This is a genomic window from Fundicoccus ignavus (assembly GCF_009659375.1).
Classification (GTDB): Bacteria; Bacillota; Bacilli; order Lactobacillales; family Aerococcaceae; genus Fundicoccus; species Fundicoccus ignavus.
Window position 1 is genome coordinate 22,825 of sequence record NZ_WJQT01000013.1, and the last position, 26,965, is coordinate 49,789.

At 39.4% G+C, this 26,965-nt stretch carries 23 protein-coding genes and 2 pseudogenes; 8 read left to right on the forward strand and 17 right to left on the reverse strand.

From position 1 onward, the window contains the following. The first annotated feature begins 59 nt into the window (after positions 1-59). Complete coding sequence (locus tag GF867_RS09130; RefSeq protein ID WP_153832801.1) at positions 60-1,916, forward strand: alpha-amylase family glycosyl hydrolase; 1,857 nt, start codon at positions 60-62, stop codon at positions 1,914-1,916. A 692-nt stretch (positions 1,917-2,608) separates the two neighbouring features. Here GF867_RS09130 and aroD read toward each other — a convergent pair. From aroD to GF867_RS09175, 9 genes are all read right to left on the reverse strand, one after another. Continuing rightward, on the reverse strand, positions 2,609-3,364 hold the full coding sequence (aroD, locus tag GF867_RS09135) for a type I 3-dehydroquinate dehydratase (RefSeq protein ID WP_153832802.1): 756 nt from the start codon (positions 3,362-3,364) through the stop codon (positions 2,609-2,611). 41 nt (positions 3,365-3,405) lie between these two features. After that, positions 3,406-4,362 (reverse strand): FAD:protein FMN transferase, encoded by a 957-nt coding sequence (locus GF867_RS09140; RefSeq protein ID WP_153832803.1) that lies wholly within the window; start codon positions 4,360-4,362, stop codon positions 3,406-3,408. A gap of 521 nt (positions 4,363-4,883) precedes the next feature. Next, positions 4,884-5,753: a MetQ/NlpA family ABC transporter substrate-binding protein gene (locus tag GF867_RS09145; protein ID WP_153832804.1), complete on the reverse strand. Its 870-nt coding sequence runs from the start codon at positions 5,751-5,753 to the stop codon at positions 4,884-4,886. A 40-nt stretch (positions 5,754-5,793) separates the two neighbouring features. Beyond that, the gene (locus tag GF867_RS09150; protein ID WP_153832805.1) at positions 5,794-6,492 is read right to left on the reverse strand and encodes a methionine ABC transporter permease; all 699 of its coding nucleotides are present in this window, start codon (positions 6,490-6,492) and stop codon (positions 5,794-5,796) included. Beyond that, entirely contained in the window at positions 6,479-7,222 is a 744-nt protein-coding gene (locus GF867_RS09155; protein ID WP_153832806.1) for a methionine ABC transporter ATP-binding protein, read from the reverse strand. Before GF867_RS09155 ends, GF867_RS09150 begins: the two co-directional genes overlap by 14 nt. 1,339 nt (positions 7,223-8,561) lie before the next feature. Then, the gene (locus GF867_RS09160) at positions 8,562-9,722 is read right to left on the reverse strand and encodes an ATP-grasp domain-containing protein (protein ID WP_153832807.1); all 1,161 of its coding nucleotides are present in this window, start codon (positions 9,720-9,722) and stop codon (positions 8,562-8,564) included. 43 nt (positions 9,723-9,765) lie between these two features. Further along, entirely contained in the window at positions 9,766-10,524 is a 759-nt protein-coding gene (locus tag GF867_RS09165) for an esterase family protein (RefSeq protein ID WP_153832808.1), read from the reverse strand. Positions 10,525-10,562: 38 nt separating this feature from the next. Continuing rightward, complete coding sequence (locus tag GF867_RS09170; protein ID WP_172974002.1) at positions 10,563-11,732, reverse strand: ATP-grasp domain-containing protein; 1,170 nt, start codon at positions 11,730-11,732, stop codon at positions 10,563-10,565. Positions 11,733-12,405: 673 nt separating this feature from the next. Further along, positions 12,406-13,593: a tetratricopeptide repeat protein gene (locus GF867_RS09175; protein ID WP_153832809.1), complete on the reverse strand. Its 1,188-nt coding sequence runs from the start codon at positions 13,591-13,593 to the stop codon at positions 12,406-12,408. Between the two features lie 264 nt (positions 13,594-13,857). On the opposite strand from GF867_RS09175, the gene GF867_RS09180 reads away from it, so the two are divergent. The 4 genes from GF867_RS09180 to GF867_RS09195 all read left to right on the forward strand — a co-directional run bounded on the left by GF867_RS09180 (position 13,858) and on the right by GF867_RS09195 (position 18,250). Then, entirely contained in the window at positions 13,858-14,730 is an 873-nt protein-coding gene (locus tag GF867_RS09180) for a carbohydrate ABC transporter permease (RefSeq protein ID WP_153832810.1), read from the forward strand. Next, on the forward strand, positions 14,727-15,638 hold the full coding sequence (locus tag GF867_RS09185; RefSeq protein WP_153832811.1) for a carbohydrate ABC transporter permease: 912 nt from the start codon (positions 14,727-14,729) through the stop codon (positions 15,636-15,638). The genes GF867_RS09180 and GF867_RS09185 overlap by 4 nt, the downstream gene beginning before the upstream one ends. Before the next feature lie 40 nt (positions 15,639-15,678). Continuing rightward, complete coding sequence (locus GF867_RS09190) at positions 15,679-17,007, forward strand: ABC transporter substrate-binding protein (RefSeq protein ID WP_153832812.1); 1,329 nt, start codon at positions 15,679-15,681, stop codon at positions 17,005-17,007. Between the two features lie 121 nt (positions 17,008-17,128). Then, positions 17,129-18,250, forward strand: coding sequence for an ABC transporter ATP-binding protein (locus GF867_RS09195; protein WP_153832813.1), 1,122 nt, complete (start codon positions 17,129-17,131; stop codon positions 18,248-18,250). Between the two features lie 211 nt (positions 18,251-18,461). Here the strand turns inward: GF867_RS09195 and GF867_RS09200 are convergent, their stop codons facing one another. The 7 genes and pseudogenes from GF867_RS09200 to GF867_RS09230 form a co-directional block, all read right to left on the reverse strand. Continuing rightward, positions 18,462-19,004 carry a ClbS/DfsB family four-helix bundle protein gene (locus tag GF867_RS09200; RefSeq protein ID WP_153832814.1) on the reverse strand — a complete coding sequence of 181 codons (543 nt, stop codon included), beginning with the start codon at positions 19,002-19,004 and terminating at the stop codon, positions 18,462-18,464. A 149-nt stretch (positions 19,005-19,153) separates the two neighbouring features. Continuing rightward, a pseudogene (locus GF867_RS09205) lies at positions 19,154-20,192 on the reverse strand (IS1595 family transposase). A 604-nt stretch (positions 20,193-20,796) separates the two neighbouring features. Beyond that, positions 20,797-21,201 (reverse strand): MaoC family dehydratase, encoded by a 405-nt coding sequence (locus tag GF867_RS09210; RefSeq protein ID WP_153832815.1) that lies wholly within the window; start codon positions 21,199-21,201, stop codon positions 20,797-20,799. Between the two features lie 24 nt (positions 21,202-21,225). Continuing rightward, a complete protein-coding gene (locus GF867_RS09215) occupies positions 21,226-22,239 on the reverse strand; it encodes an alpha/beta hydrolase (protein WP_153832816.1) in 1,014 nt (337 codons plus the stop codon). An 18-nt stretch (positions 22,240-22,257) separates the two neighbouring features. After that, positions 22,258-22,560 (reverse strand): hypothetical protein, encoded by a 303-nt coding sequence (locus tag GF867_RS09220; RefSeq protein ID WP_153832817.1) that lies wholly within the window; start codon positions 22,558-22,560, stop codon positions 22,258-22,260. A gap of 45 nt (positions 22,561-22,605) precedes the next feature. Beyond that, positions 22,606-23,178, reverse strand: coding sequence for a GNAT family N-acetyltransferase (locus GF867_RS09225; RefSeq protein WP_153832818.1), 573 nt, complete (start codon positions 23,176-23,178; stop codon positions 22,606-22,608). A gap of 319 nt (positions 23,179-23,497) precedes the next feature. Then, positions 23,498-24,307, reverse strand: coding sequence for an aldo/keto reductase family protein (locus GF867_RS09230; protein ID WP_153832819.1), 810 nt, complete (start codon positions 24,305-24,307; stop codon positions 23,498-23,500). A 232-nt stretch (positions 24,308-24,539) separates the two neighbouring features. On the opposite strand from GF867_RS09230, the gene GF867_RS09235 reads away from it, so the two are divergent. The 3 genes from GF867_RS09235 to GF867_RS09245 all read left to right on the forward strand — a co-directional run bounded on the left by GF867_RS09235 (position 24,540) and on the right by GF867_RS09245 (position 26,313). After that, positions 24,540-25,523 carry a YhdH/YhfP family quinone oxidoreductase gene (locus GF867_RS09235; protein ID WP_153832820.1) on the forward strand — a complete coding sequence of 328 codons (984 nt, stop codon included), beginning with the start codon at positions 24,540-24,542 and terminating at the stop codon, positions 25,521-25,523. Between the two features lie 46 nt (positions 25,524-25,569). Then, positions 25,570-25,791: a hypothetical protein gene (locus GF867_RS09240; protein ID WP_153832821.1), complete on the forward strand. Its 222-nt coding sequence runs from the start codon at positions 25,570-25,572 to the stop codon at positions 25,789-25,791. A gap of 237 nt (positions 25,792-26,028) precedes the next feature. After that, positions 26,029-26,313: a helix-turn-helix domain-containing protein gene (locus tag GF867_RS09245; RefSeq protein ID WP_153832822.1), complete on the forward strand. Its 285-nt coding sequence runs from the start codon at positions 26,029-26,031 to the stop codon at positions 26,311-26,313. 189 nt (positions 26,314-26,502) lie between these two features. Here GF867_RS09245 and GF867_RS14065 read toward each other — a convergent pair. Then, positions 26,503-26,949, reverse strand: a pseudogene (locus GF867_RS14065) (TSUP family transporter); the annotation flags it as partial. Positions 26,950-26,965: the final 16 nt, after the last annotated feature.

The window sequence follows — 26,965 nt, forward strand, 5'->3', positions numbered from 1 at the left end:
CTATCGAAAGGCTTAAAGGCTATACTATTTGTAATCACTTACAAACTAGGAGGAACTAGATGTTTGATAAAAAAATTCTGTCCAAAATAGGACTCGCCATCGCCTTAGTCACTTCACCAGTTTTACAGGCTGTGCCCGTTGCTGCGCAAGTCACTGAAACAAGCGTTGAATCGTTGCCTAACCAACATTTTATTATCGACGTTTCAGAATTGGAGCAAACTGACATCGGCAAAATAGTCATCGATGCTTCGGCTATCGGCGGACAAGCAGCCCTCGAAATACCACTTGAATTAAAACGCATTTCGCTTTCCGCTCCTGATTGTGTCGATGCAGGTACTTACGTTTTACCCGTAACGGCCACCAATAACGATGGTGAAATAGTTGAAACGCTAGACTATCCTGTAACGATTAAAGCTTTGACAAATGACGGAGAATCACACCGTGATTGGGATGAAGAAATAATTTACTTCCTATTAACCGACCGCTTTTATGATGGAAATTCGGACAATAATAATCCATATGATCTTGACTATGCGGGCGCTGACAATCCCCGCGGTGTCTACCAAGGGGGCGATTTTGCTGGAATCACCGAAAAATTGGCCTACCTATCCGATTTAGGAATAACAACCATTTGGATATCGCCGATCGTCGCCAATATTCAATACGATGTTTCGGCTGGTAGCCAAGACGGCGCTTTTTACGGTTATCATGGTTACTGGGCGCAAAACTTTGAAGAGCTTAACCCGCACTTCGGAACTTTGGAAGAGTTCCATACATTGATTGACCAAGCAGCCAGCTATAACATGAACATTATGGTAGATGTGGTCTTAAATCATACAGGGTATGGCCTGCATCCTCTAGATGGAGCACGAGAAAATTCGCCGGCTGGTTATCCAACCGATGAAGACCGCGCAGTGTTTGAAGACATGCTTAGACTCGAAACCGGCCGCGATGCACTGACAGAATCTTTATCAGGCTTACCAGATTTTATAACAGAAGACCCAGCGGTTCGTGAACAAATTGTGGCTTGGCAAACTGCTTGGCTCGATCTAGCAACGACTCCAAATGGAAATTCAATCGCCAGTTTTAGAGTCGATACCGCCATTCATGTGGACCCTGTAACCCTTCAACATTTTCGCAACGAACTGACGACGATCAATCCAGACTTTAAATTGATTGCTGAAGCTTGGGGTGCTGATCCGATTAATCACAAGAATTTCTTGAACAGTGGCAAAATGGATTCTGTACTAGATTTCAAATTCAAGGAAACAGCCCGCAACTTTATTAATGGTAACTTAGTCGGCGCTAACGAGGCCTTAATCAAACGCAATGAAGCATTGGAAAGTAATGCGACCGCTGGACAATTTTTAAGTAGCCATGACGAAACCGGCTTCTTATACATGCTAAATAATCATCTAGGGAAATATAAACTAGCAGTGGCTTTACAACTAACCGCAAAGGGGCAACCGGTGATTTATTATGGAGAAGAGCTCGGTCAAACCGGTGCTAATAACTGGCCCGTCTATGACAACCGCTATGACTTGGCTTGGGAAGAAACTGAGACGGAGAATCACGATATCTTCAATCATTATCAAACCTTGTTGGATTTTCGTCACAATTATTCAGAAATTTTAGCTAAAGGTAACCGTCAATTAATTAGCGGAAGCAACGAGGATGGTTATATTTTGGTAGAGAGAGCATTTCAAGATGAGGCGGTCTACTTGTTATTTAGTAATCGCGAAGAAGCTTTTGAAATCGAACTCGCTGTCACAGAAGCAGATGCCATCGCCTTCAACCACTACAACGGTGAACAATTTCAGGCGGATGGGAAGCGATTAATCATACCGGCCACCTTATTAGAAGAGGGTGGAACAGCCCTTCTAACCCTCGACCGCGGACAATTTTCAGTAGAATAATTTAGACAACCAAGGATTAGTCCAAGGCCTTTTAATTCCGTTTAGCAATTTAAATTTTATAATCAAGTGTGATTTTTTTGAAATTTTGAGCGAAGCTCAGTGACTTGTTTTCCAAAGCGGTACAAAGGGCAATCCTTCGTTATTAATAAAATAGCTTGCTCTGACTATGAGCAAAGCGAAGTAGACAGAGCCTAGCCGATTGAGCTATAAAGGCACGAACTTCAGTGAGGTTTTGAAAGCGACCTCCGCATTGGAAAACAATCGGCTGAGCGAAGTACAAAGCTTGGTAAATCAACATAAAACTAAGAAAACCTCGGACAAGTCCAAGGATTTTAAATTCTGTTTAGCAGTATAATTTGATTATATCGTTTTACTTTTGTTGGAATATTTAACGTAGATCAGCTAATTGTTTTCCATAGCGGTACAAAGGGCAATCGGCGTAGCTTGGTGGGACTTTGAGCAAAGCGAATTAGACACACCCTAGCCGATTGAGCTGGAAAAGCACGAACGTCAGTGAGGCTTTGAAAGCGACCTCCGCATTGGAAAACAATTAGCTGAACGTAGTATAAAGCTTGGTAAATCAACATAAAACTTATAAAACCTTATATTATTATAAAACCTTATATTATAAATAAACCCGCACAAGCAACGTGAGATACGTCAACTTGTGCGGGCTTTTATCATGCGAATAATTAATGAGATAATTTCAATAAGTTCTGAAGTTCTTCAACTTTTCCCAGAGGCAATTGGCCGGGCGCTGAATCACTTTCTAAGCTAGCGAATGTCGCTGCAGATCCGAATAGTTCACCCGTGAAACGCGATACTTGCCCCAGTTCACCCATAGCGATACAAATAACTGGGATATCTAATTCTGTTTTCAATTTTACACTGGCAGACAGGAGTGTTAAGACATCTTCAGCGTCTTGCGGCATTGTCGCTATTTTGGCAATGTTGGCGCCTTTATTAGCCATTGCATGCAAGCTTTGGATAATTTGGTTTTTCTTAGGCGTCTTCTCAAAATGATGCTCACTCATAATTACTTGTACATTATTCAAGTAAGCAATGTTCTTCAAACCTAAGACAATATAATCTGGTAAGTTCAATTCTAAATCAATCAAATCGGCACTACCATTTAAAAGAATATCACGGTATAAAATGTAGTACTCTTCCACCGCTAATTCTGTAGCACCACCTTCTGCTTTAGTGCGAAACGTTATCAACAAAGGTTTCTGCAACAAATCTTTCACTTGATGAGATAATGTCGCTACCAAACCTTGTTGCTTAACTCCTTCAAAATGATCGATCCGCCACTCAACAATATCGCAAGTGGATTTACGTGCCTGATGTGCTTCTAACAAAATATGTTCTTGCGTTTGACCAGTTATGGGCACAATAATTTTAGGCCGCCCTTCCCCTATCATCACGTTTTCAACTTTAACCTTTTCCATAAAACCAAACCTCCCTACTAATAGCCACTACTCGTTATTTTTCAACCTAACATTTCAAAATCTTGACATAAAATAAGCTTATCCTGTAAACCTTCAGACACAATGACTTGACCCTCTTTTGTGACAATCATACCTTCAATGCTCTCCTCTTGATTCATCCATCTTAGTGCTTTCTCAGCAGGTAAACCAAACAAGACAGTGGACCAAATCTCACCATCTAAGGCTTGCTCACTCACAATCACAATACCAGCAATTCGACTATCAACTGGATAACCCGTTCGCGTATCAAAGATATGATGGTAATACTTATCGCCTACTTTTAGCTTTCTTTCATTGATAGAAGAAATAACCACCGACTGATCACTTATCTTTAAATGCGCCAACACCTGACCATCATACCGCAAGGGATTCGGAATCTCGACTGCCCAAAAGCCATCTAAGCTATCATTCGCTTGTCCTATAGTTACCGTCGTTGTCCCCAAGCTAATTAACCCCGAATGAACACCTTTCTCGGTGAAAAACTGCTTTAAACGATCTGCAAAATATCCCTTAGCAATCGCTCCCAAATCCAATTCCATTCCAGTCTTCTTTAAGAAAACCGACCGCTGTTCATCATTCAACTCGATATCTTGAGGATGAATCAAAGCCAATTTTTCTTGAATTTGTGCTTTGTCCGGTAATTGTGCATCACTAAAGCCAATATGCCATAATTTCGTAATCGCCCCAACCGCAATATTAAAGACACCATTAGTCGCCAACGCAATGGAAACACCATTCTTAATCAAATCATACAAATCGTTCGAAACGGTTACCGGAGACCGACCTGCAGCCGCGTTAATGGTCATCAGTTCCGAATTCTCAAAGTTAGCACTATAGCGACGTTCATAATCACGCAATAACGCCTCAGCTTCTTGGAAAATCTGAGTGGCATCCGGGTGATCAATCGATAATTCAATGTCATTCCCCATTAAAGGAAAGCCATGTAAAAACTCTGCCAATTAAACTCCTCCTCACATAAAAATGCAACCACTAGAGTGATCGCTTTCATCTATTTTAATTCTAATACAATTCTAACTAAATGCAATTATAATCTTTTGTACACACAACTTTTTTCAAAATATGATTCAAAATACTCGGCTTATAAGCGTTTACGGTAAAAAAACCTCGTACTTTGTCCGAGGCCTTAAAATTCCGTTTAGCAGTCTTGACTTGATAATACATCGTCACTTTTGTTGGAATACTTATCGTAACTCAGCGACTTGTTTTCCAAAGCGGTATCAAGGGCAATCCATCGCTACTAATAGAATCGCTTGCTATGACTTTGAGCGAAGCGAAGTAGACAGAGCCTAGCCGATTGAGCTGGAAAAGCCCTCACAAACGTGAGGCTTTGAAAGCGACTACCGCCTTGGATAAATAATAAGCAAGCGATGCACAAAGCTTCTCAACTCAACCTAAACTACTAAATTTCTATACCATAAAATAAAAAGCCTCCCAATTTTGGGAGACTCTCACGATTCAATTATTCAGCATCTTCTTCTGATTCATTAGCATCTTCTTTTTCTTTAGAATCATCCTCTGAATCTAAGTCAAACGCTGGTTCTAAATGACCATTCTCAGCAAGCTCTTCTAAGAAAGCATGAACTTCTGGTGAAGCAAAAGCAGCTTTCAATGCTTCAGCAGCTTCTGAATCTAAATTACCTTCACGGATAATAACTTGCAAAGCATAGGTAAATTCTTCGTCATCTTCTAATAAGACAGCATCAGCTGGTGTTAAACCGATTGACGCAATGTAAGTTGGGTAGTTAAAGACTAAAGCTACACCATCTTCGTACGCACCCGTTAAGTTTAATAAATCAACATGTGTAAATTCTAAATTATGTGGATTTTCAGTAATACTATCAACAGTTGGGAAAAGCCCCGCTTCTTCGTCTAATTCAATTAAATCGTAACTCTCTAGAATGAATAAAGCACGTGCTTCGTTCGTAATATCTGAAGGAATTGCTACCTCAGCACCATCTTCTAACTCATCAATTGAATCATAAACTGGCGAGTAGAAACCTAAAATAGCGTTATAAATTGGTTGAATTGCAACTAAATCTCCATCACGTTCTTGGTTGAAAATTTCCATAAATGGCTCATGTTGTGCGAAGTTAGCAAACACTTCATCATTCAGTAAAGCCTCATTGTATTGGATGTTATCAGATACCTCGACTAATTCAATCGAATAAGGTTCTGCGATAACCTCCGCAGCAATTTCCACAATATCTGTCATTGGCGGTAAATGGGAAGCTACCTTTAAAACATTCTCTTCTTGAGCGGTTACAACACTACTTAAACTAGCACCAAACACTAAAGCTGCGACACTTGCGACTAAACCTTTTTTAAACATTCTACCTAACTCCCTTTTTAATAATATTTTGTACCCTGAATTAACGTTTATCGAGTTTGTTGGCTAGTTTAAAACCTAACCATTGAATTAATTGGACAAACACGATAATAATCACGATGGCCGTATACATAATATCTGTTTCATAACGTTGATAACCATAACGGATGGCGAAATCACCAATACCGCCGCCCCCCACTACCCCCATCACGGTAGAATAGGATAAGAAACTAACAAAAGCTGATGTAAATCCGATGACCAACGAACTACGCGCTTCGACAAATAAAAACTTGATAATCAGTTGCCATAAATCGGCTCCCATAGCCTCCGCAGTTTCAAGTACGCCACGGGGTAAATCAAGCAATGACTGCTCCACAAAACGTGCATACAAAGCAATCGAAATTAACATAATTGGAAAAGAGGCCGCCACTGGATCTCCCGTTGCTCTTCCATAAAAAGCGCGAATGGCTGGCTGCATCGCCACCACCAGTAACAGGAACGGAAAGGATCTGACAATATTGACAAAGATATTCGCAACTGTATAAAACCAACGGTTCTCTGCCGGTTTACCTTTAGCCGTTAAAAACAGGAGTGTCCCTAATGGCAAACCTAATAGAATGGCTGCCATAGAACCTAAGCCCATCATAATCGTTGTTTCCTGTAGACTTTCCCACAGCTTTGGCGCAAAATCAAGCAAGCGTTCTAAATATAGTTGGAAAGTTAAGGGGTCATGATTCACCATGCTTTAACACCTCCAACACCCGTTCATGATAACTTTTGGCATCTTTAAATGCTGTATTTGTTTGAATCGCCACAACATCCACGACTTTTCCCGCCTCCATAATTGCGACTCGTTGGCATAAATTCTGAATCACATCCAATTCATGTGTCACCAGAACAATTGTCATCCCAAACCGCTGATGAGCTCTTTTTAACACAGCCACAATTTCATCCGTACGATTAGCATCTAAAGCAGAGGTTGGTTCATCACATAATAGAATTTTAGGTTTTGTGATGAGTGCTCTAGCAATCCCAACTCTTTGTTTTTGTCCACCCGACAATTGACTCGGATAATGGTGGCGTTTGTCAGCCAGACCCACAAATTCCAATAATTCTTCAATGGCGATCGTATCTTCATAATGATGTAAAGATAAAGGTAATAGAATATTATCCTCCACCGTCAAATTGTTCATTAAATTAAACTGTTGGAAAATCATCCCAACATCTTTTCGATGTTGGCGAAGTTGTTTTTTGTTGAAGTGGTCCACTCGTTCATTATCGACCCACACCTCACCTTCATCAATCTGCTCCAAAGCATTGATAAAGCGAATTAAAGTCGATTTTCCTGCACCACTTTCACCAATAATTCCGAATATTTCTCTATCATCAATCGTTAAACTAACGTTATCCACAGCTGAGAACATACCTGCTTGACCTTGATACCGTTTAGATACTTGCTTTAATTCAATCAAAAAAACACCTCCAATTGGCTCAATTCCGCCTAAAACGCTTGTGAAAGTAACGACAGGATACACACAAATTGTATAACAGTTTCTACTTATCCAAGTTAACATTGAAGCGTTTTATTGTCAACTAACTTTCTTGTCTTCCCACCAAGTTTTGAAACAGTTATAAAAACACAATTGATACAGTTGTTATAGTAACAGTTTGTCAAACAACACCAAACTCGATTGCTTTCGTGTTTAAGTGTTGTGTATCAGTTTCTTACCTAAAAGACGAACGTTTAAATAAAACAGGCCTTATTATTATACACTAGGAAAAGATTATTCTAAAACCTCATTATCCAAAACCCGCTTTACAATACTCTAGACTAAGCAGCGTAGAATCATGTCCCAGTTTTCAAAAGTCGAACATGATAGAGACCGAGTCGTGCTCCAGTTTCAAAAAGTCGAACACGATTCAAACAAGAAAACCACAGCAGTGTGTCGTGTCCCACGGTCCACGACGATTATATTAAATCCACAAAGTGTTTAAATTGTGTCGGTCAGCAGCCCGACACTCTTTTTGCTCTTCATTTTTTTTTGAAGCAATGAAGCAATTCACTTTTCTTAACAACGTACTTTTCGAAAAAAACAATTAGCTGGGCGAAGTACAAAGGCTATAAAATCAATATCAAACATATGAATCCATACTCAGAAAACCTCGGCCGAGTCTGAGGTTTTTGAATTTCGGTTAGAAGTTTTAACTTGATTATATCGCTTTAATTTTGTTGGAATTCTTAACGTAGCTCAGCGACTTTTTTTCCAAAGCGGTATAAAGGGCAATCGGCACAGCTTGGTGTGACTTTGAGCGCAGCGAAGTAGACACACCCTAGCCGATTGAGCTGGAAAAGCACGAACGTCAGTGAGGCTTTGAAAGCGACCACCGCCTTGGAAAACAATCAGCTGGGCGAAGTACAAAGGCTATAAAATTGATACCAACCATATGAATCCATACTCAGAAAACCTCGGGCGAGTCCGAGGTTTTTGAATTTCGGTTAGAAGTTTTAACTTGATTATATCGCTTTAATTTTGTTGGAATACTTAACGTAGTTCAGCGACTTTTTTCCAAAGCGGTATAAAGGGCAATCGGCACAGCTTGGTGTGACTTTGAGCGCAGCGAAGTAGACACACCCTAGCCGATTGAGCTGGAAAAGCACGAACGTCAGTGAGGCTTTGAAAGCGACCACCGCCTTGGAAAACAATAAGCTGGGCGAAGTACAAAGGCTATAAAATCAATATCAAACATATGAATCCTTGTAAATAAAAAAAACTCCAACATTTGTTGATCACACAAATGTTAGAGCTCTCCTTAAGCAAGTTCCTGAATAAAGTGAACAACTGCCTGCATTTGACTCAAAGTATCCGTCACAATAAAATAGCCAAAATCTCCAAATACTCCTTCTGTCATCACGGAACTTACAATGAATTCTCCATACCAAGCATAAATGTCATCTTGCGTATAAAGATAATTATTATAGTATTTCCGAGAGACGTAGCCACAATTTTTCCGCTGGCTTAAGTCTGCCGTAAATTGATTGTTGAGGACCACTTGTGCGTATTGAGCATAAATATCAAGGTTATTCGCGTAATTAAACATCTCAATCATCGGTCCACCGGGTGGTCGACAATTGACTTCCAAAGCAACCAGAGATTGGTCACTTTTTAGACGAAAGAATTCGAAATGGAAAAAACGTTCTTTAATCTCGAAAGCTTCGACGCATTGTTTACCTAATTTCCAGATGTCTTCCGGCATCTCTTTTGGATATAGCACAAAACTTTCCATATTTTGTGAAATGATTTCTAACGCTGGCTTATCGTAGACCATATTTTGGCTGAAAACGATATTGCCGTCTTGGTCCGTCAGTCCGTCAAATGTGACGATGTCACCGTCGATAAATTCTTCCATAATAAAGGTTTCGGCTGAATTGCGTTCAACGAAGAAATGTGACAACTCTTCATCGCTACTAATGCGCCAAGTATCGCTGGCTCCCACGCCGATATTGGGTTTAATGATGACCGGGTAGCCTAATTCGCTCACCAGTTTGCTGGCGTCTTCCCAACCTTCGAAAACGCGGCCGTTCGCCACCGGTACATTGATGGAGCGAAATACTGCTTTCATCTTATTCTTTTGTTTAAGTCGATCCATTTCATGGGCTTTTAAACCCGGGATATTAAAATCAGTCCTCAAGCGCGCGTCCATTTCGAGCCAGTGTTCATTATGCGATTCAAGCCGATGAACCCCACCATACTGATGGGCAAAATATGCAACAGCTCGATACATCTCATGATAGTTTTCCATATCATCCACTCGGTAATATTCAGTTAAAGCTTCTCGTATCAGTGGTGACAAATTGTCGTACGATTCATCCGCTATTCCTAATACCGTCGCACCACTTTCCTTGAGGCGTGTCGCAAACAATTGAAAGTTCTCTGGATAATGCGGTGATATAATAATAAAATTAAAGCTCATCGATTTCCTCCCATGCTACAAATTTGGTTTTGTTCCATGAAAATTATTCGTTTAATTTCCCTTGTTGTTCGAGTACCGATAAGAAATAAGGCCATTGCTTGCGCCACCAAGGCCAATCGTGGGCTACATCAGAGCCCCAGAAATCAAACCAGCCGGGAATGTTTTTAGCAACAAAAGCATCTTGCAAACGACTTGTATCATAAATATGCGGGCTTTCCCAGGCACCTTGGCCGACGCAAATAATAAAGTCATTCTGACGATACTGTTCTAGGAACCATGGATCCGATAGGTTCCACAGAAAATCAATAGGTGAGTTTTCATAAACAGCGTGGTCATCACCGAAATCACCGGTAAAATAACGTGCATCGTAAACACCACTCATAGCGACACAGGCTCCGAATACATCTGGATGCCTCAAGGAAAAGTTCACCGCATGAAAAGCACCCATCGATGCTCCTGCTGTCATTAACTTGCCTTGCCAAGGTGATTCATGTCGTACTAACGGCACCAGTTCATGAATAATATAACGATCATAGGCATTATGTGCTTGCCCTTTATCAGAAGGGCTCTTCCAGTCAGCTAGCCAAGAGTCACTATCAAAACTTGAAACGGTATAAATAATTAATTTCCCTCGATTAATAAAATCCGCAGCAGCTTCCACCATCCCAAAATCGCCAAACTCATGTTGGCTCCCTCCGGATGAAGGAAAGACAATCACGGGTCGCCCTGCATGACCATGTTTGTTAAAATGCATCTCGCGCCCTAAGGCACCACTATAATGACTTCTGCTTTCAAAATTCATGGTATTCCTCCTTCGCTTACTTGCCGACTCTCTTACAGCTATGCATCTATGTAAGCCAGCATATCCAATAACTCGGCCTTCTCCTTCGCTCTGACAACATACCCATTACGCCCTAGTACCGGCACAAATGCCTCGGGCACTTCAATTAATTTCATCAGTTGATCGCCGCAATGTGCCCGAACCGCCTCATTATCATGCTTGAAATCACGTCCCGATTTCCGAGAAATATACCCACAATAATATGGCCGCGTCACATCTGCCGTAAACTGATTATGTTGCACAATATTGGCATACTCTTGATAAATATCAATGTCATTGGCATAATTAAACATCTCCACCCCAGCCCCACCTGGCGGTCTAAAATTAATTTCCAAGGCCATATAACTGCCATCTTCTCGCAAAAAGAATTCAATATGGAAAAATCTTTCTTTCAAAGCAAAAGCTTTAACGATTTTACGCCCCATCTCTTCTAGCTCTTCGGGAATATCACGACGGATATAGTAGAAGAAACTCGAATTAGCCGAAACCGCATCCAATACGCCCTGATTATAAACATAAGAAGAACTAAAGACGATATGTCCATTCTGATCGGTCAGCCCGTCATACGAATGAATCGTCCCCGCAATAAATTCCTCCATAATATAGGAAATATTTTCCTGTTTCTGATTCCAAAATGCCTCTAAATCATCAGCATTATTCACTTTCCAAGTGTCATTTGCCCCGACTCCACTATCAGGTTTAATAACCACCGGATAACCCAGTTCTTTCACTAATCGCTGAGCATCTTCAAAATCCTTAAACACCCTCCCACGCGCAGCAGGTACACCCACCGCATTAAAGACCGCCTTCATGGAAGACTTACGCTTAATTTGATTCATATCCTGACTTTTAAAACCTAGCACATTAAAATCCGTTCTGAGGCGTGCATCCGTCTCTAACCAATGCTCATTATGCGATTCAATCCGATCAATTTTTCCATATTTAAAGGCAAAATACGCCACCGCTCGATACATTTGTTGGTAATCATCCATCGAATCCACTCGATAATACTCCGTTAAACTTTGTTTCAATTCTTGAGGCAACTCATCGTAAACACCATCACCAATCCCCAACACATTCATCCCCACACCCTTCAACCTCTGGGCAAAATACTGATAATTTTCCGGAAAGTGTGCAGACACTACAACAAAATTCTTTACTCGATTCAAGCAAATCACCTCATTTAATATAATTTAAATTTGTCTAATTATAGCATACCTTCTAATCGTTTTCTAATTCGATTCTAAAGATACCTTTAGAATCAGTCTTTTTCCCTCAAAAAATTGGAGCCTAAAGGTAGTATTTCCTTTCAATGTTTAAACTCGGCTGCTGAGTCTGAATATTGAATGGAATTTGGCTGATTTGGCCACTCTAACTGTCATAAAACGAAACTCAAATATCATTAAGCCAGCGAAAACTTATAATTCCATATACCATGAGAAAGCCTCGGACGAGTCTAAGGACTTTAAATTCTGTTTGGCAATATAATTTGATTATATCGCTTTACTTTTTTTGGAATATTTAACGTAGATCAACTAATTATTTTTCATAGCGGTACCGATACAGATAATGGGCAACGGCGTAGCTTGCTCTGTCTACTTCGCTTTGCTCATAGACAGAGCCTAGCCGATTGAGCTGGAAAAGCACGAACGTAAGTGAGGCTTTGAAAGCGACCTCCCCCTTGGAAAACAATAAGCTGAACGTATTATAAAGATTGATAAATCAACATAAAACTTATAAAACCTTATACTATAAAAAAAAGAGCAACACCTTCTATCTAAAGAATAATGTTGCTCAGTCTCGTTGCGCCCTTAATAAAAATGCAGATGCGAGTATTCCTATTTACTTCTCTTCTTTGAACTTCACGCCATTATCCAATAATCCTTGGATTGTTCTGGGTCCAATCCCTTGAATCGCCGCAACTTCCTTTTGCGTCTTATGTGCTAAGGCTTCAAAGCTCGTAAGTCCTTGCAAGGCTAAAATATGTTGAGGTTTTGGTGCTAAGCCTGCCAATGGTGAGCCTTCGGCTTCATAATTATTGGCAAAGTCTGTCGTAACGCCTGATGGAAAACTAATAACGTTGTCCTTTTTCTTTTTTTTCGCACGTTGTACTTGTTTAGGTGTTTTAAGTTTCAACGCTTTTTGCTTCGCAATCTTTCCATATTCTTCTTTAATCCACCCATAGGCATAATCAACACCAGTCAAGAGTGGTATCAATGGTACGATTGCATTAGCAATAGTCGTTACAGAATTGAACGAATATTGATCTGGACTGTAAATTTCATCTAACAACTCAAAAGGCCAGAAGTCTTCCTTTAATATTTCGTCGAACTGTGGGTTAATACGATATAAATCAGCGAGTAGCTTACGTGCAGTTTGAAATTCTCCTAAAGCAACAGCTAAACTCATCAACGGGATAACCATCATATCATCTTCCGAAGCTTCAGGCGTTTGGTAATAAATTTCAGTTGCCGCTTCCCAGTTATAAGTTCTCGCATAAATTGACATTAAGTGATAACGCGCACCTAAATTGTCCATTTCATTAAAGTCAAAGCAATCTCTAAAGAAAGGTTCCGCCTTAATCAGCATTCCTACGTTAAAAAGATAAGAACCAATAAAATACTTCAACTGCCAATAAGGACGTTCTTCAAAGTTTAACCAACCTACTTGATCAGTCTTCAACCAGTTTTTATGAGCTCTTTCATGAACTGTTAAGAAGTGCTTGATTACCTCCTCAACGCTACCTTCCGCTAACAATATCTCAGCCTCATAGTTATCGGGCCACAATTTTACCGCTTCTTTTAATAGCTTACGCTGTTTTTTTACATTATTTTCATACATTGCTTCTTGTAACAAATCCATCGATTTTTCACGGTCCGAAATTGGCCCGTTACTCTTTTTAGGATTACGTTGTCCCTTATTATACTGTTCAATATAAGCTTCAACTGCATCATCTATTGAAGGATATTTATCTGCATTTTCATCAATAAACTGTTGCAAATTTGCAAAAAAATCATCATTAAAACTCATCGCTCACACTCCTTCTTCCATCATAATTATAGCATGTTGTGAAAACGATGACATCTTAATTATAATTTTTCAATGTTTTTGCAAAATATTTTCGATGAACTTTCTGGAATAATTTACTTTAAATTAACATTCTTCCAATATTTTTTACACTTAATTTACAGAAGATTTACGTGTAATTAATACTCAATCGCTATACTTGAACTCGTCAGCTTAAGGTTTTATTAACTTCTGTTGAGTAAAATTTAATAAACGAAAGGAATCGATATGTTTACAAAAGAAAAAAATAAGCATCCGATCATTGAACCTTATTTATACTTGGTTCCGGCTGGAATTATTCTATTACTCTTCACTTATTGGCCTTTCCTACGGACGATTTATCGCAGCTTTTTCATTACCGATAATCGTGGCGTTGAGAAAGTCTTCTACGGACTGCAGAACTATAAAGACCTTTTCACCTCGGCTTCCTTCCAGAACAGTATCTGGGTGACTGTCCAATTTGTGATACTGGTCTTGATTGTAGGCATCAGCATTGGTTTTATTACAGCCTTGCTTTGTAGCGTTGCTTTCCCAGGGTTAAAGTTTTTTTCGACCGTCTATGCGTTGCCGATGGCAATTGCTTCAAGTGGCATTGCGATGGTTTTCAAAATAATGCTCAACCAGCAGACGGGTGCACTGAACCAATTACTTAATTTAAACGTTAATTGGCTCGTAGATCCAAAGTTTGCCCTGATCACACTGGCAGTCATAACAGGTTGGCTGAATAGCGGTCTCAACTTTCTCTACTTTAGTGCAGCACTGGCCAATGTTGATCAAAGTTTGTATGAAAGTGCCTCAGTGGATGGAGCAAACACATGGAATAAGTTTCTGTTTGTTACATTGCCAAGTATTCGCAACATTAGTTTTTACGTGTTTGTGATTAATATTATTGGGGCTTTCCAATCATTTGCTCAAATTAGAATCTTAACAGCAGGTGGTCCAGGTGAATCGACGAATGTTATCGTACATGATATTTACCGGAATGCTTTCCAAAACTTCCGTTACGGCTTAGCTTCTGCAGAATCAATTATTCTCTTTGTGATAATTGCAGTCTTAACCGCTATTATGTTTGCTGTTCAGAATAAGGGGGCTAAATCATGACACAAGAACTACCATTTGAACTTGAAAAAGTACCTATTTTGGATGAGTTATTAGAAGAACAAGAGCGACTCTTTAAACAAGCACAGCTAAGAAAAAGAATTATGAAAATCGGCTTACTGGTTGTGAATAGTATTCTGGCAGTGGTGACTTTATTTCCATTAATCTATGCGGTTACCATGTCATTGAAGACTCCTGGAGAAATTTATACAACAGAGTTTCAATTACTCCCTGCCGTACCACAATTTAGTAACTATGTGAATGCTTTCCAAACTGCCCCACTTGGTCGATTTATCCTTAACTCGTTTATTGTGGCCATTGCAATTACCATCGGACAGTTATTGTCTGGGGCTTTAGCAGCCTTTTCTTTCGAGTTTTTAAATTCACGTTTTAAAGAAGTCATCTTTGCTTTAGTCTTAGCAACCATGATGGTCCCTGGTGAAGCAACCATTGTCTCGAACTATTTACAAGTCGCTGGTTGGGGTTGGTTAGATAGCTATCATGTGTTGATTATTCCTTATCTAACGTCGGCTTCAACGATTTTCTTGTTGAGACAATTTTATAAGAGTTTTCCTTTCACATTATATGAGGCAGCTAGAATTGATGGCTGTAGTAATATCAGATTTGTTTTTACAATTCTGCTACCATTATCAAAACCTGCATTAGGCGCAACGGCCGTTAACGCCTTTATCAATGCGTGGAACATGTATATGTGGCCATTGATGGTTTCGGGTTCTGATAATTATCGTACGGTCCAAATCGGGGTTTCAATGATGCAAAGTGTCGACAGTCAGTCAATCGTCTTAATGTTTGCCGGAGTAGTCTTCTGTCTCTTACCTTCACTAATAATTTTCTTAGTAGGGCAAAAGGCATTAGTAAAAGGACTATTTTCTGGTTCGGTCAAAGGATAATTGTTCATAAATCATAGAAAACAAGGAGCTATTATACATCATGAAAAAATTTAAGTTATTAAAAACTGTCACAGCAGCCGCTTTAACCTTAACAGGATTACTTGGATTAACTGCAACAAACGAAGTACACGCTCAAACCGGCGAAAATCAAGAAATCGTCTTCTGGCATGGAATGGGTGGTAATGCTGGAACTGCTTTAGAAGCTTTAGTTGAACAGTTCAACGAAGAAAATGAATTGGGTATCACAGTAACATCAGAATACCAAGGTTCTTATGATGACACCATCACTAAATTAAGAAACTCTTCTTTAGGTAACTTAGAAGCCGATTTAGTTCAAATCTACGATATCGGAACACGTTATATGATCGATTCAGGTTTAGTTACACCGATACAAACATTTATCGATGCTGAAGGCTACGACCTTTCGCAAATTGAGCCTAACATCGCCGCTTACTATACGGTAAATGATGAATTAATTTCAATGCCATTCAACTCATCTACGCCAATTCTTTACTACAACGTTGATCTATTTGAAGCAGCTGGTATCGAAAATGCACCAACTACTTTAGCTGAAATCATTGAAATTCAACCAGCGCTTGAAGAAGCTGGCGCGACAATGCCTATTTCTTTACAAGTTTATGGTTGGTTCGTTGAACAATTTATCGCTAAAGAAGGCGACCACTTCGTTAACAATGGCAATGGTCGTGAAGAGTACACCACAGAAGTTGCTTTTATCGAATCTGGCGTTATGGAAGAAGTTTTAACAGCTTGGTATGACTTATTTGAGGCAAATGCAGCACCAAACGTTGGCCGTCAAGGTGGACAACCAGAATTCGTTTCTGGCCAATCAGCGATGACAATGGGCTCAACAGCATCATTAGCAGGTATTCTAGCTGAAGTTGATGGTAAATTCGAAGTCGGAACAGCCTTCTTACCAGCTGTTACTGAAGATGGACTTGAAGGTGGTGTGTCAATCGGTGGTGCATCAGTTTGGGCTTTAGATAGTCAAGATCCTGAGAAAGCACAAGCAACTTGGGAATTCGTTAAATTCTTAGTATCACCAAGTGTTCAAGCAGAATGGGCAGCAGCAACAGGATACTTCCCAATTTCAACTGCCGCACATGATGAAGCAGTTTTCCAAGAGAACGTGGCTAACTTCCCACAATTCCAAACTGCAATCGATCAATTACACGCGTCTTCACCAGAATCTCAAGGTGCATTAGTATCAGTATTCCCTGAAGCACGCCAAATTGTTGAAACTGAAATTGAAAACATGTTAAACGGTAACTTAACACCAGCTGAAGCTGCTCAAGCAATGGCTGATCAAATCAATACAGCAATCGAGCAATATAACTTAGTAAACTACTAAGCTTAACTTTGTTATACGCATCATTTTGAAACTTATTAAGTACAGCTTCTTGCGCCGAACAACGTAAGAAGCTGTCTTACTTTTGACAGAATATGAACCCAAAAACCAAGGAGTGTTTATTATGGCCAATGTTGAATTAAGGCAAGTGACCAAGTCATACGACGACAGACAATCGCTCGCAGTTAAACCCTTAACATTTGAAATTCAAGACAAGGAGTTCCTAGTCATTGTGGGACCTTCAGGTTGTGGAAAATCTACTACACTAAGAATGATTGCAGGACTAGAATCGATAACAGACGGCGGTTTATTTATTGATAATAATCTGGTCAATTATGTGGAAACTAAAGACCGCGATATCGCAATGGTCTTTCAGAATTACGCCTTGTATCCTTACATGACAATTGAAGAAAACATTGCTTTCCCATTAAAAATGCAAAAAGTTCCACGTAAATTCATCAAGCAACGTGTCCAAAAAGTCGCAGAAATACTGCAACTATCTGACTTGTTAAAACGTAAACCCGATGCCCTTTCGGGTGGTCAACGTCAACGCGTCGCATTAGGTCGTGCTATGGTTCGTCAGCCGAAAGTCTTTTTATTTGATGAACCTTTATCGAACTTAGATGCGAAGCTTCGTATCGAAATGCGTGCTGAAATCGTCAAACTTCATCAACAATTAGATACAACTTTTATCTATGTTACCCATGATCAAACAGAAGCCATGACCATGGGAGACCGGATTGCCGTTTTAAATAAAGGTGCGTTAGAACAATTGGATAGGCCCATTCAGCTTTATGAAAATCCTCGTACAAAATTTGTTGCTGAATTCATTGGTAATCCACAAATGAATGTCTTTGAAACTCAATTAATCTTTGACAAACAAGGCCAAGCTGGCGTTTCTTTCAACGGTTCATTTGCCCCACTCGCTTCATCTGTGTTTGAACGTATGATTATTCCAGGTTTATATCAAGATGTTTATGCTGGAATCAGACCCGAAGATTTATATTTAGCGACTGCTGAAGAAACAGGAACAATTCGTGTCCAAATTGAAAATATCGAACACCTTGGTCATCTACGCAATGTCTTTTTCACTGTAAGTGACCGCGACCAAATAATGGTTGCCAGTCTTGAATTAGGTCCAGACTTAGCGGTTGGCGATACAATTTATTTAAAAGCCGCACCTGACAGATGGCATTTGTTCGATGATGCGACTGAAGAATCCTTACTCGAACCACGTGAGATATAAAGAGCTAGTTGATTCAGTTTTCAAGTAGTTGGATAAAATAGCGTGAAACTGCCCTCTTTGTAGGTGTATTGAAACACATTAAGGTTCTTGTAATTTGTATGGCTTCTTAAAAAAGCTATGTTAAATTATATTGTTGATTTTTTACGAGAATTAAGGGAACTTCCATTTTTAGAAGTTCCCTTTTGTTTACTCTATTAAAGTCCTCGTTCGTTTAATTAGACGTTTTTACAAAATTTTCATTTTCTATTTCTTTTAAAGCCTTTGCGATAACTTCACATTTTTTCACAGCCCAAATGTAATGTTTAGATGTGTTCGCTGTAAAATAACTGAGCAAATTACTTGTTTTCGTCCACTTATAATATTTTTTTGTCACGATTTCTTCATTCGTATGTATTTTAATTAAGTCTGTTACTCTTTGGTGACTTAACTTCAATTTTTTTATAGCTTGATTTAATGTCACATCTTGATAGTTCTCCCAAATCCGTATATTCAGGAGTTTAATACTACTCCACTTATAACCAGGTGCTGGCATAAAAGGAATATCCCCATCCATACCCTCTCTATACCATCTCTCAAGCATTGCGTGCCATTCATAAAGATGCATTAAAACATCTCTAAAATTTTTATCTCTCTCTGGAGTTTCAATAGAAATTCCTCTTTTACTTTTCGGTACTGATTCAATTATTTCAAGTAGTTCTTTGAAATTTTTCTCGCTATTCAATAATAAAATCTCTTTCTCATTTTTGTCTATCATATTTAATCTCCTCTCTTTGACTAATGGAATTTTTAAGAAAATATAGCTTTGAATATTTTTTCTCTACTTTTGATATGATTAAAACTTCCTAAATGGTCATAATTTATAGACAAAATCATAAAGCCCCTATTCTTGAACAACTTAGATTATCATTTGGAAATTTCTGATAATCTAAGTTTATCATAGGTTTCTATTGTTGAGAATAAACAACTTTCTATTATATTTTGCTGACGGTTGCATCGTTGTTGCGATGTCTGATGCTATCGAGGAATCGGAACCAACTCAAATAATGGTCGAGGTACTTTGTAGCGACGCCATTGAAACGGTCAATCCAGCCTTTTAGTCGGCTATGAAAACTATTAACGTTCTGGATGTGATAAACACCTTTCACACGTTGATATCCATCTGATTTGAATCGGTAATGTTCCAAACCTTTATCGGTCGCATAGGTCTTAAAGGCTCTCCAAGCGTCTGTAAAGAGAACATTCGTTGAAGAAAGTTTGGAGCCGATGGCATCATCAAGTTGAGTCTTTACGATACGTCCTTGATCGAGGATTTTTGAATACGTCACTTTTGGCGGTCTCTTGCGACAAGAACGCACAATTGGTCTTTACTAATGCCCCGTTTCCTCGAGGAGCCGCCACGTTTTCTTGGTTTACGACCTTTGAGATTACACTTTCCTTTTTCAGAATACAGGAAATAGGTTTCATCCATCTCGACAATACCTTCGAACTTCTCAAAGTCCATCTGCTTCATCGCAGAAAGCAGTTTATGTCGTCAATAGAAGAGAGTGACATAATGAACCTCAATCAATTCAGAGGCTTTACGAAGGGAGTAGCCTTCTATCATACATTGGATGAACCCTAACCATTTGTGAGGCAAGTGAGTTCGATGAAGTGGGGTATTCGTAACATCGGTGAAGGTCTTTCTGCAATATTTACAGCGATAACGTTGACGTTCAATCAGTCGCATATCCATTTTCACTGAGTATTTCCCGAAACGGACAACCTTCGTCGAGTGGCAATGGGTACACGTATAACCTTCTTTATGCTTTCGTTCAGACACTTCTTTGAAGACAGGTTCGCTTGCCGAATAAGATGCAAGCGAGTTCACAAAGAACTGTTTCAATCTATGTTGGTCGGCTGTATTTAATTTTTGAATCTCTTCGATAATCTCCTTCAATGACATTCGGAACCCACTCGCTCTCACTCTTTTCTTACATTAAAGAACAAACGTTCTCTTTTATTAAATATCAACAGAGTTCTTTAACATAGCCTTAAAAAAAGAGCTAGTCTATAGGGGTGGCCTCGAATAAGATTCAGTTCAGTTTATTAAATAGACTTGACCACTTATGCTAATATTATCATTATATTTGTACATTTTATTATAATATTGATTTAAGTGCCTTCTAACGTGCTGACTCAAATTCTGAATCGACACATTGGAAGCAGATTTTGGCTTTTAGTTGAACTACCTCACGTAGCTAGACTCGGAGGTTTTCCAAAGCAGTAATAAGTGCATCCATCGCAAATAATAGAATCATTTGCTCTAAATACAAGCAAAGCAAATTCTTCATTATAATAAGATCCTAGTCGATTGAGCTGGAAAAACCGAACATTAAGAACTCCAGGCAGTCTTTTAAAGCAACCACCACGTTAGATAACTATAAGCTGAGGGAAGTACAATGCTTGTTAATTCCACATAAAACTTATAATTTCTTATCATATAAAGAAAACTCCCTTAAAGGCTTCGTGATTGATACACGAGCTATTTAAGGGAGTATTTTGGCTATTTATTTAGGGGCGAAGACTTTCGCTTCACCTGTAATCAGTTCTTTGCCGTCTTGATTCGTCAGCTTGGTTTCGAGTGTTAAACGTCCGCGTCGACCGACCTCTTTAATCGTCACTGTCGCCGTAACGGTATCATTGAAATAAATTGGCTTAACAAATTGTAAGTCTTGCGACAAGTATAATGTTCCCGGTCCAGGCAACTTCATGCCAATCACCGCTGAAATAAAGGACGCACCCAGAATGCCATGTGCAACACGACCTTTAAACATCGATTGCTTCGCTGCTACCTCATCAACATGCGCCGGATTAAGGTCACCACTGATACCCGCAAACAGGACTACATCCGTTTCTGTGACTGTTTTCGTAAAACTAGCCGTTTGGCCTACTGTGTAAATTTCTTCTGACATTTTATGATTCATCTCCTCAAATAATTAATCGCGATTTGCTTTAATAAAAGCAATTGTTTCAGCCAAACAACGCTGAGCTGCTGCCGTTTGATACTCAAACTGATATTCATGCACTAGTTCTTCCGTTTCAATAAACAAATGCTCCACCGCAACACCCAATTCCACTAACCTCTTTACAAAATATTTACCATGATCATTAAACGTAAACTTATTGCCGTCGGTTACAAAAGAACTTGGAAACTGTGCATTGACATGATTGGCTAAGGACGCCTCACTTAGCTCAGGGCTTTGTGACCATTGACGACTCCCAATAACAGAACGTGAGACTGTATTGTAAAAGAATTTAATGGCTGGATGATTACTCTGACGATTCGCCAATAAATTCATCGCAAGCGGTCCACAATAAGCAATAAACCCTTTGAGCTGGCTAGACGTCAAACTAGCAGAATAGCCTAAGTGATGACGATAGTTTTCGTTCGTCTGAATCAAGACATACTGCCCTGCAATTTGTGCTCCAGCTGAGTCTCCACCGAAAAACCATTGCTCGGTATCGATAAATTCTACTAAATCTGAATTACTTTGAATATGTTGCACCGCTTCATTAAGCTGGGCTAACTGGGACGGATACTTCGCCTTTGGCGCCAAATCATAGTTCAGACATAAGACCGCTAGGCCAGTCTGGGCAGTCACATAAGTCGCAAACTCCAACATTTGTTCTTTATCACCGCCCACAAAGCCACCACCATGCAACCATACCAGAACGGGCACACGTTCACCTTCAGCTAAATTCACAGGCAAGTACAGATCATAGCTGCTCTTGTCAGTATCAATGGAGTAAATCCCATTACGAATCACCTTCACTTGTTTCGCAGCCTTTTCGTATTCTTCTGGAAGTTTGATTCCATAAGGTCGATCAAATATTTTCTTAATCAGGTAAGCTCCAGGTCTAGGTGTGAGATACAAAGTGAGTGCTGTCGCAAGCGCCACACCACTCACTGTACCTCCTACCAATAACAAGGCTTTATTTAGTTTCCCCATTGACACCCTCCTTTCAACTTAATACGGGTATTGCTTGAACAACTCTCTCTTCTGCATTTCAGCCTTGAATAAAACATAATCTTCATTCGCTTTCTCGAAATACTGCTGATAGAAAAAGCCATACGCAATCACTGCATAAAACTTACTCTCTCGATACGTGTCTAACTTGCGATAAGCATTGGCTATTTGACGGTCATTTAATTCACCTGCCAACAAAGCTCGGCGATTACGATCCATCTCTTTCGAATTCTTAGAGCGTGTAATAAAACTCAAACCCACAACGGCTACCAAACTAATCACTAACCAACCTAAATAATTCATGCAATGCTCCTTTCAGCTCAGCCTAATACAGCGAACTCTTTCTGGTTAATCTTCCTTTGAAACTTCATAATCACTTTTCAACATAATATATTGGTTCATATCACGGAATTGCCCGTGCATCTTCACTTGCGCTGGCTGTAAAGCGTTAAATTTAAACCCGGTCCTTGTGGCTACCGCATTACTTGGGGCGTTCTCCACATCCGCATACAAATCAATCCGATTAAAACCAAGACTTTCAAAACCAATCGTTAGCATTGCCTTGACGCATCGCGAAACTAGCCCTTTACCTGTATAAGCAGAATGTAACCAATAACCAATTTCCGCACGACCATGTTGATGGTTAACAAAATGATAATTAATCGTACCGACTAAATCGCCCTGATAAATAATCAAATACAAGTACGACTTGCCTGCTGCCTGATCATTTAATTGGCTAGCGATAAAAGCACGCTCATCTTCAATGGTCTGAGTTTTCTCAACAAAGTCCAAATATTTTCCAATATGTTCACGGTCACTATCCAACACCTCAAACAATTTTTCGGCAACTTTGTCTACGTACATTGGCATCGCCAAATACAAATCTTCAGCAACCTTTAAATTAAATCGGAACTGTTCCATTCAATCACTCCACTTCCACCACATGCATTTTTAATTAGTTTAACATTTTTAAGTACAGAATACTGTTAAAAAGATACAAGCTACCCCATTATGACCAAAACATTATGTTAAAACTATATTGTTTATTCTTAGTTCGTTTGACTCACTCAGGCAGCCCCTCATTTTTGGCACGAGGGGCTTTGAGGAGTACTCTGGCACCTCGCTCACATAACGAGGTGCTTTGCGTAGCACTTTATTACATTTTGCGTATTGTAGTTGAACTAGCCAAGCGAAGCCAACACAAAAAGCCGCAGGCATCAACCTATGGCTTTAGTTTATTCTATAATTTGGCAATCAATAACATTTCATCGTCAGTTAATTCAAAATCAAACAAATTAATATTAGCTGCCTGACGTTCTGAATTGTGCGATTTAGGAATCACAATCACACCTCTTTGTACTTGATAACGCAACGTAACTTGCGCCCAAGTCTTACCATAGCGCTCACCGATTTCGGTTAATTGTGCTCGTGCGGCCTCATCAACACCAGATAATGGCCACCAAGCCTCACCCACAACACCGTGTTGACGACCAAAATCAATGACTTCGTCATTCCAATTACCAGCATGTGATTTCACTTGGTTCACTGCAGGTTTAATACGCGCATGATCAAGCAAATACTGTAATTGTTCAACATCAAAGTTAGAGACACCAATCGCCTTCAAGACGCCTTTATCAACATACTCTTCTAACACTTTCCATACTTGAACAATTTCTTCTAAATTATCCCATGGATGATGAATTAAATACAAGTCAATATACTCTACTTGTAATTGCGATAAACTAAAGGCAATTCCCTTCTCAACCGCTTCACGCGAAGCCGTGTATTCGGGAGTTCCCGGTAATTTAGACGTAATGAAAAATTCCTCGCGAGCCAACCCGCTCTGCTTAACCGCATCTCCAATCACTGATTCGTTACGATAACTAATCGCCGTATCAATTGAACGGTAACCTAACTCAATGGCTGATGCTAACTCACTTGTATCTCCCGTAATTTCTCCGTCATAACGACGCTCTAGTTTGCCGTACGTGTTTGTTCCTGTCCCTAACAAGGGCATTTCAATTCCAGTATTTAAAGTTACAAATTCCATGTCTCGACCTCCATTTTCTATTCACCTTATATTGTAGCACGGGCCTCTAAGTAAAACTAATGAATACAATCAGAAAACTTAAGTTTCACAGATTCATAAAAACAAGTACACTTAAGAAAACACTTCCAAAATACGAAGCCAAATCCTGTTGGAAATTGCTTTAAACGCTACAATATGATAACGTTATCACAAAGTGATTTAGGGTCGTATTTTGAAAAAGTAGGAGGATTTTATGGAACAGTTTAAAGCATTGGTAGTCAAGGAAACGGACGAAACCGTTGTTCATGGGATAGAAGAAATTTCTTTAGAGAATTTACACGAAGGCGATGTTGTGGTGAAGGTTGCTTACTCATCACTTAATTACAAGGATATGTTAGCAGTCCAACCTAAAGGTGGCGTTATTCGCAAGTATCCGATGATTCCGGGAATCGACTTAAGTGGTACAGTAGTGTCTTCTGAAGATGAACGTTTCTCCCAAGGACAAGAAGTTTTAGTAACAGGTTACGATTTAGGTGTGAGCCACACTGGTGGTTTGTCTGAATACGCACGCGTAAAAGCTGATTGGCTAGTACCTCTTCCAGCAGGTCTAAGCTTAAAAGACGTTATGATTTTTGGAACAGCTGGCTTTACTGCTGCTCAATCTGTTTATGCCTTAGAAGCTCACGGTTTAGCAGACAATAAAGATGCCCGCATCCTGATTACAGGTGCTACTGGTGGCGTTGGTAGTGTCGCGCTACAAATCTTAGCAAAAAATGGTTACACAAATATTTCTGCACTCGTTCGTAAAGACTATCAAGTGGAAGTCGCTAAAAAATTTGGCGCGCACCATGTTGTCTTTTCAGAAGAACTTGGCGAAAAACGCTTATTAGGTCGAGCTGTTTATGATTATGTATTGGATACAGTGGGTGGCGAAGTTGCGGCAACTTTAATTCCGCAAATCACTGACAACGGCAGCATTTCAATGTGTGGTAACGCTGCTGGTGCTAAATTAGACACAAACGTTCTACCCTTTATTCTACGTGGCGTAAATATTCTAGGAATTAATTCAGTGACTGAAACACACGAAAACCGTTTAATCTTATGGAATAAAATGTCAAACGAGTGGAACATTACTGCAGATGCGCTAAGCCAAGAAGTAAGTTTAGACGAAGTCCCTAGCATCTTAGCTGATCTTAAAGCTGGTAAACACTTGGGTCGTACAATCGTTAAACTATAATATAACTATTCCAGTATCTTCAGTATTTTGCTGAAGATACTTTTTTATGACGATTATATTACAATTATTTGAAGAAACAATGTTTTATAACACACTCCTTGACTGTCAAGACACCTTGAAGTATAGTAAGAGTGTGATTAATTTCACCACCATTAGTAAGTTGTATTTTGAAATATGCGACCGTCCAGTCGCATATCAATACAACATTCAATTCATTCGTACTGGTAAGAATGACGCTTATAATAGTTGCATGCTACGTTATGTCTGAATGATTACCAATAACATCACTTGACATCATGGTCTATCCTCTTTGATGCTCACGTGATGTTTTTGTTTATTTAGCCTCTTATCCACGTCCGAAGTTTTGTATGGCCTCTTTTATTTCACGATATATTGTGACTTTTAGTTGAACTCTCAACTCTTACAACGCCTATCCCAAGTATATCGTAATCGTTTACCATAGGGGTACAAAAGGCAATTAGTGTAGTGTGCGCTGACTTTGAGCATGGCCAAACAATCAGTGCAAAGCTCAATAAATCAACCTAAAAGTATGATTCAAGAATTACGGATGAACCAAGCGGGTCAATTATTGCGTGGTTCAAAGATGCAAATTAAGGAAATCGCGAATATGGTAGGCTATAAAGATGCCTTCAGCTTTTCAAAAATGTTTACTCAGTATCATCAATTAAGTCCAAGTGAATTCAGAAAATTGAGCGAAGCTGATTATGCAGTGCTCCTCGCCATTATGGATGAAAGTTTACATAAACGTAGTCTAAAACGCTATTACTAGCAATGATTACCACATAAAAAGGAACACTTTACTCAATTGGTCGTGTAAGGTGTTCCTTTTTAAGGTTGATTAATATGTCTGATAAATATTTATGGCTGATACCAACATCAGAACTACCATCAAGGTATTATAAAGCTGCTCGATTCTTTGATTGGTTAAATGCTGATTAATCAACGTGCCTAGATAGCCTCACATGATTGCAGCCACCATAATATAAGGCAATATCGTTAGGTTAAAACTTAATAGAGCGCCACTTAAATACATACTGCCGAGTTTTGATAATTGTGAGAAAAATATCGTCGCGATTGAATAAACCGCTGCTTCTTTCATTGTGAAAGACATGAGCCATAGTAACAAAGAAACATTCAGCGGGCCTCCCCCAATACCTAAAAATACCGAAATTGTCCCCAGAGACAAGCCAACCACAGTGGCGACTAACCAATTATCTATGGCGTAATGTTTAATGCGGCCTTTATAAAAGGCATATAATAAAATAATGGCTAAGGTGATGAAAAGTAAGCTGGCTTGAATTCTTTGGACCATATTATCCGTCAAAGACTGAGTGGCTAACCCAAATACTAATTCACCTAAATAACCACCAATCAACGAACCAACAGATACCCCGATAAGAATATTAAGTTTAAAATTAAAA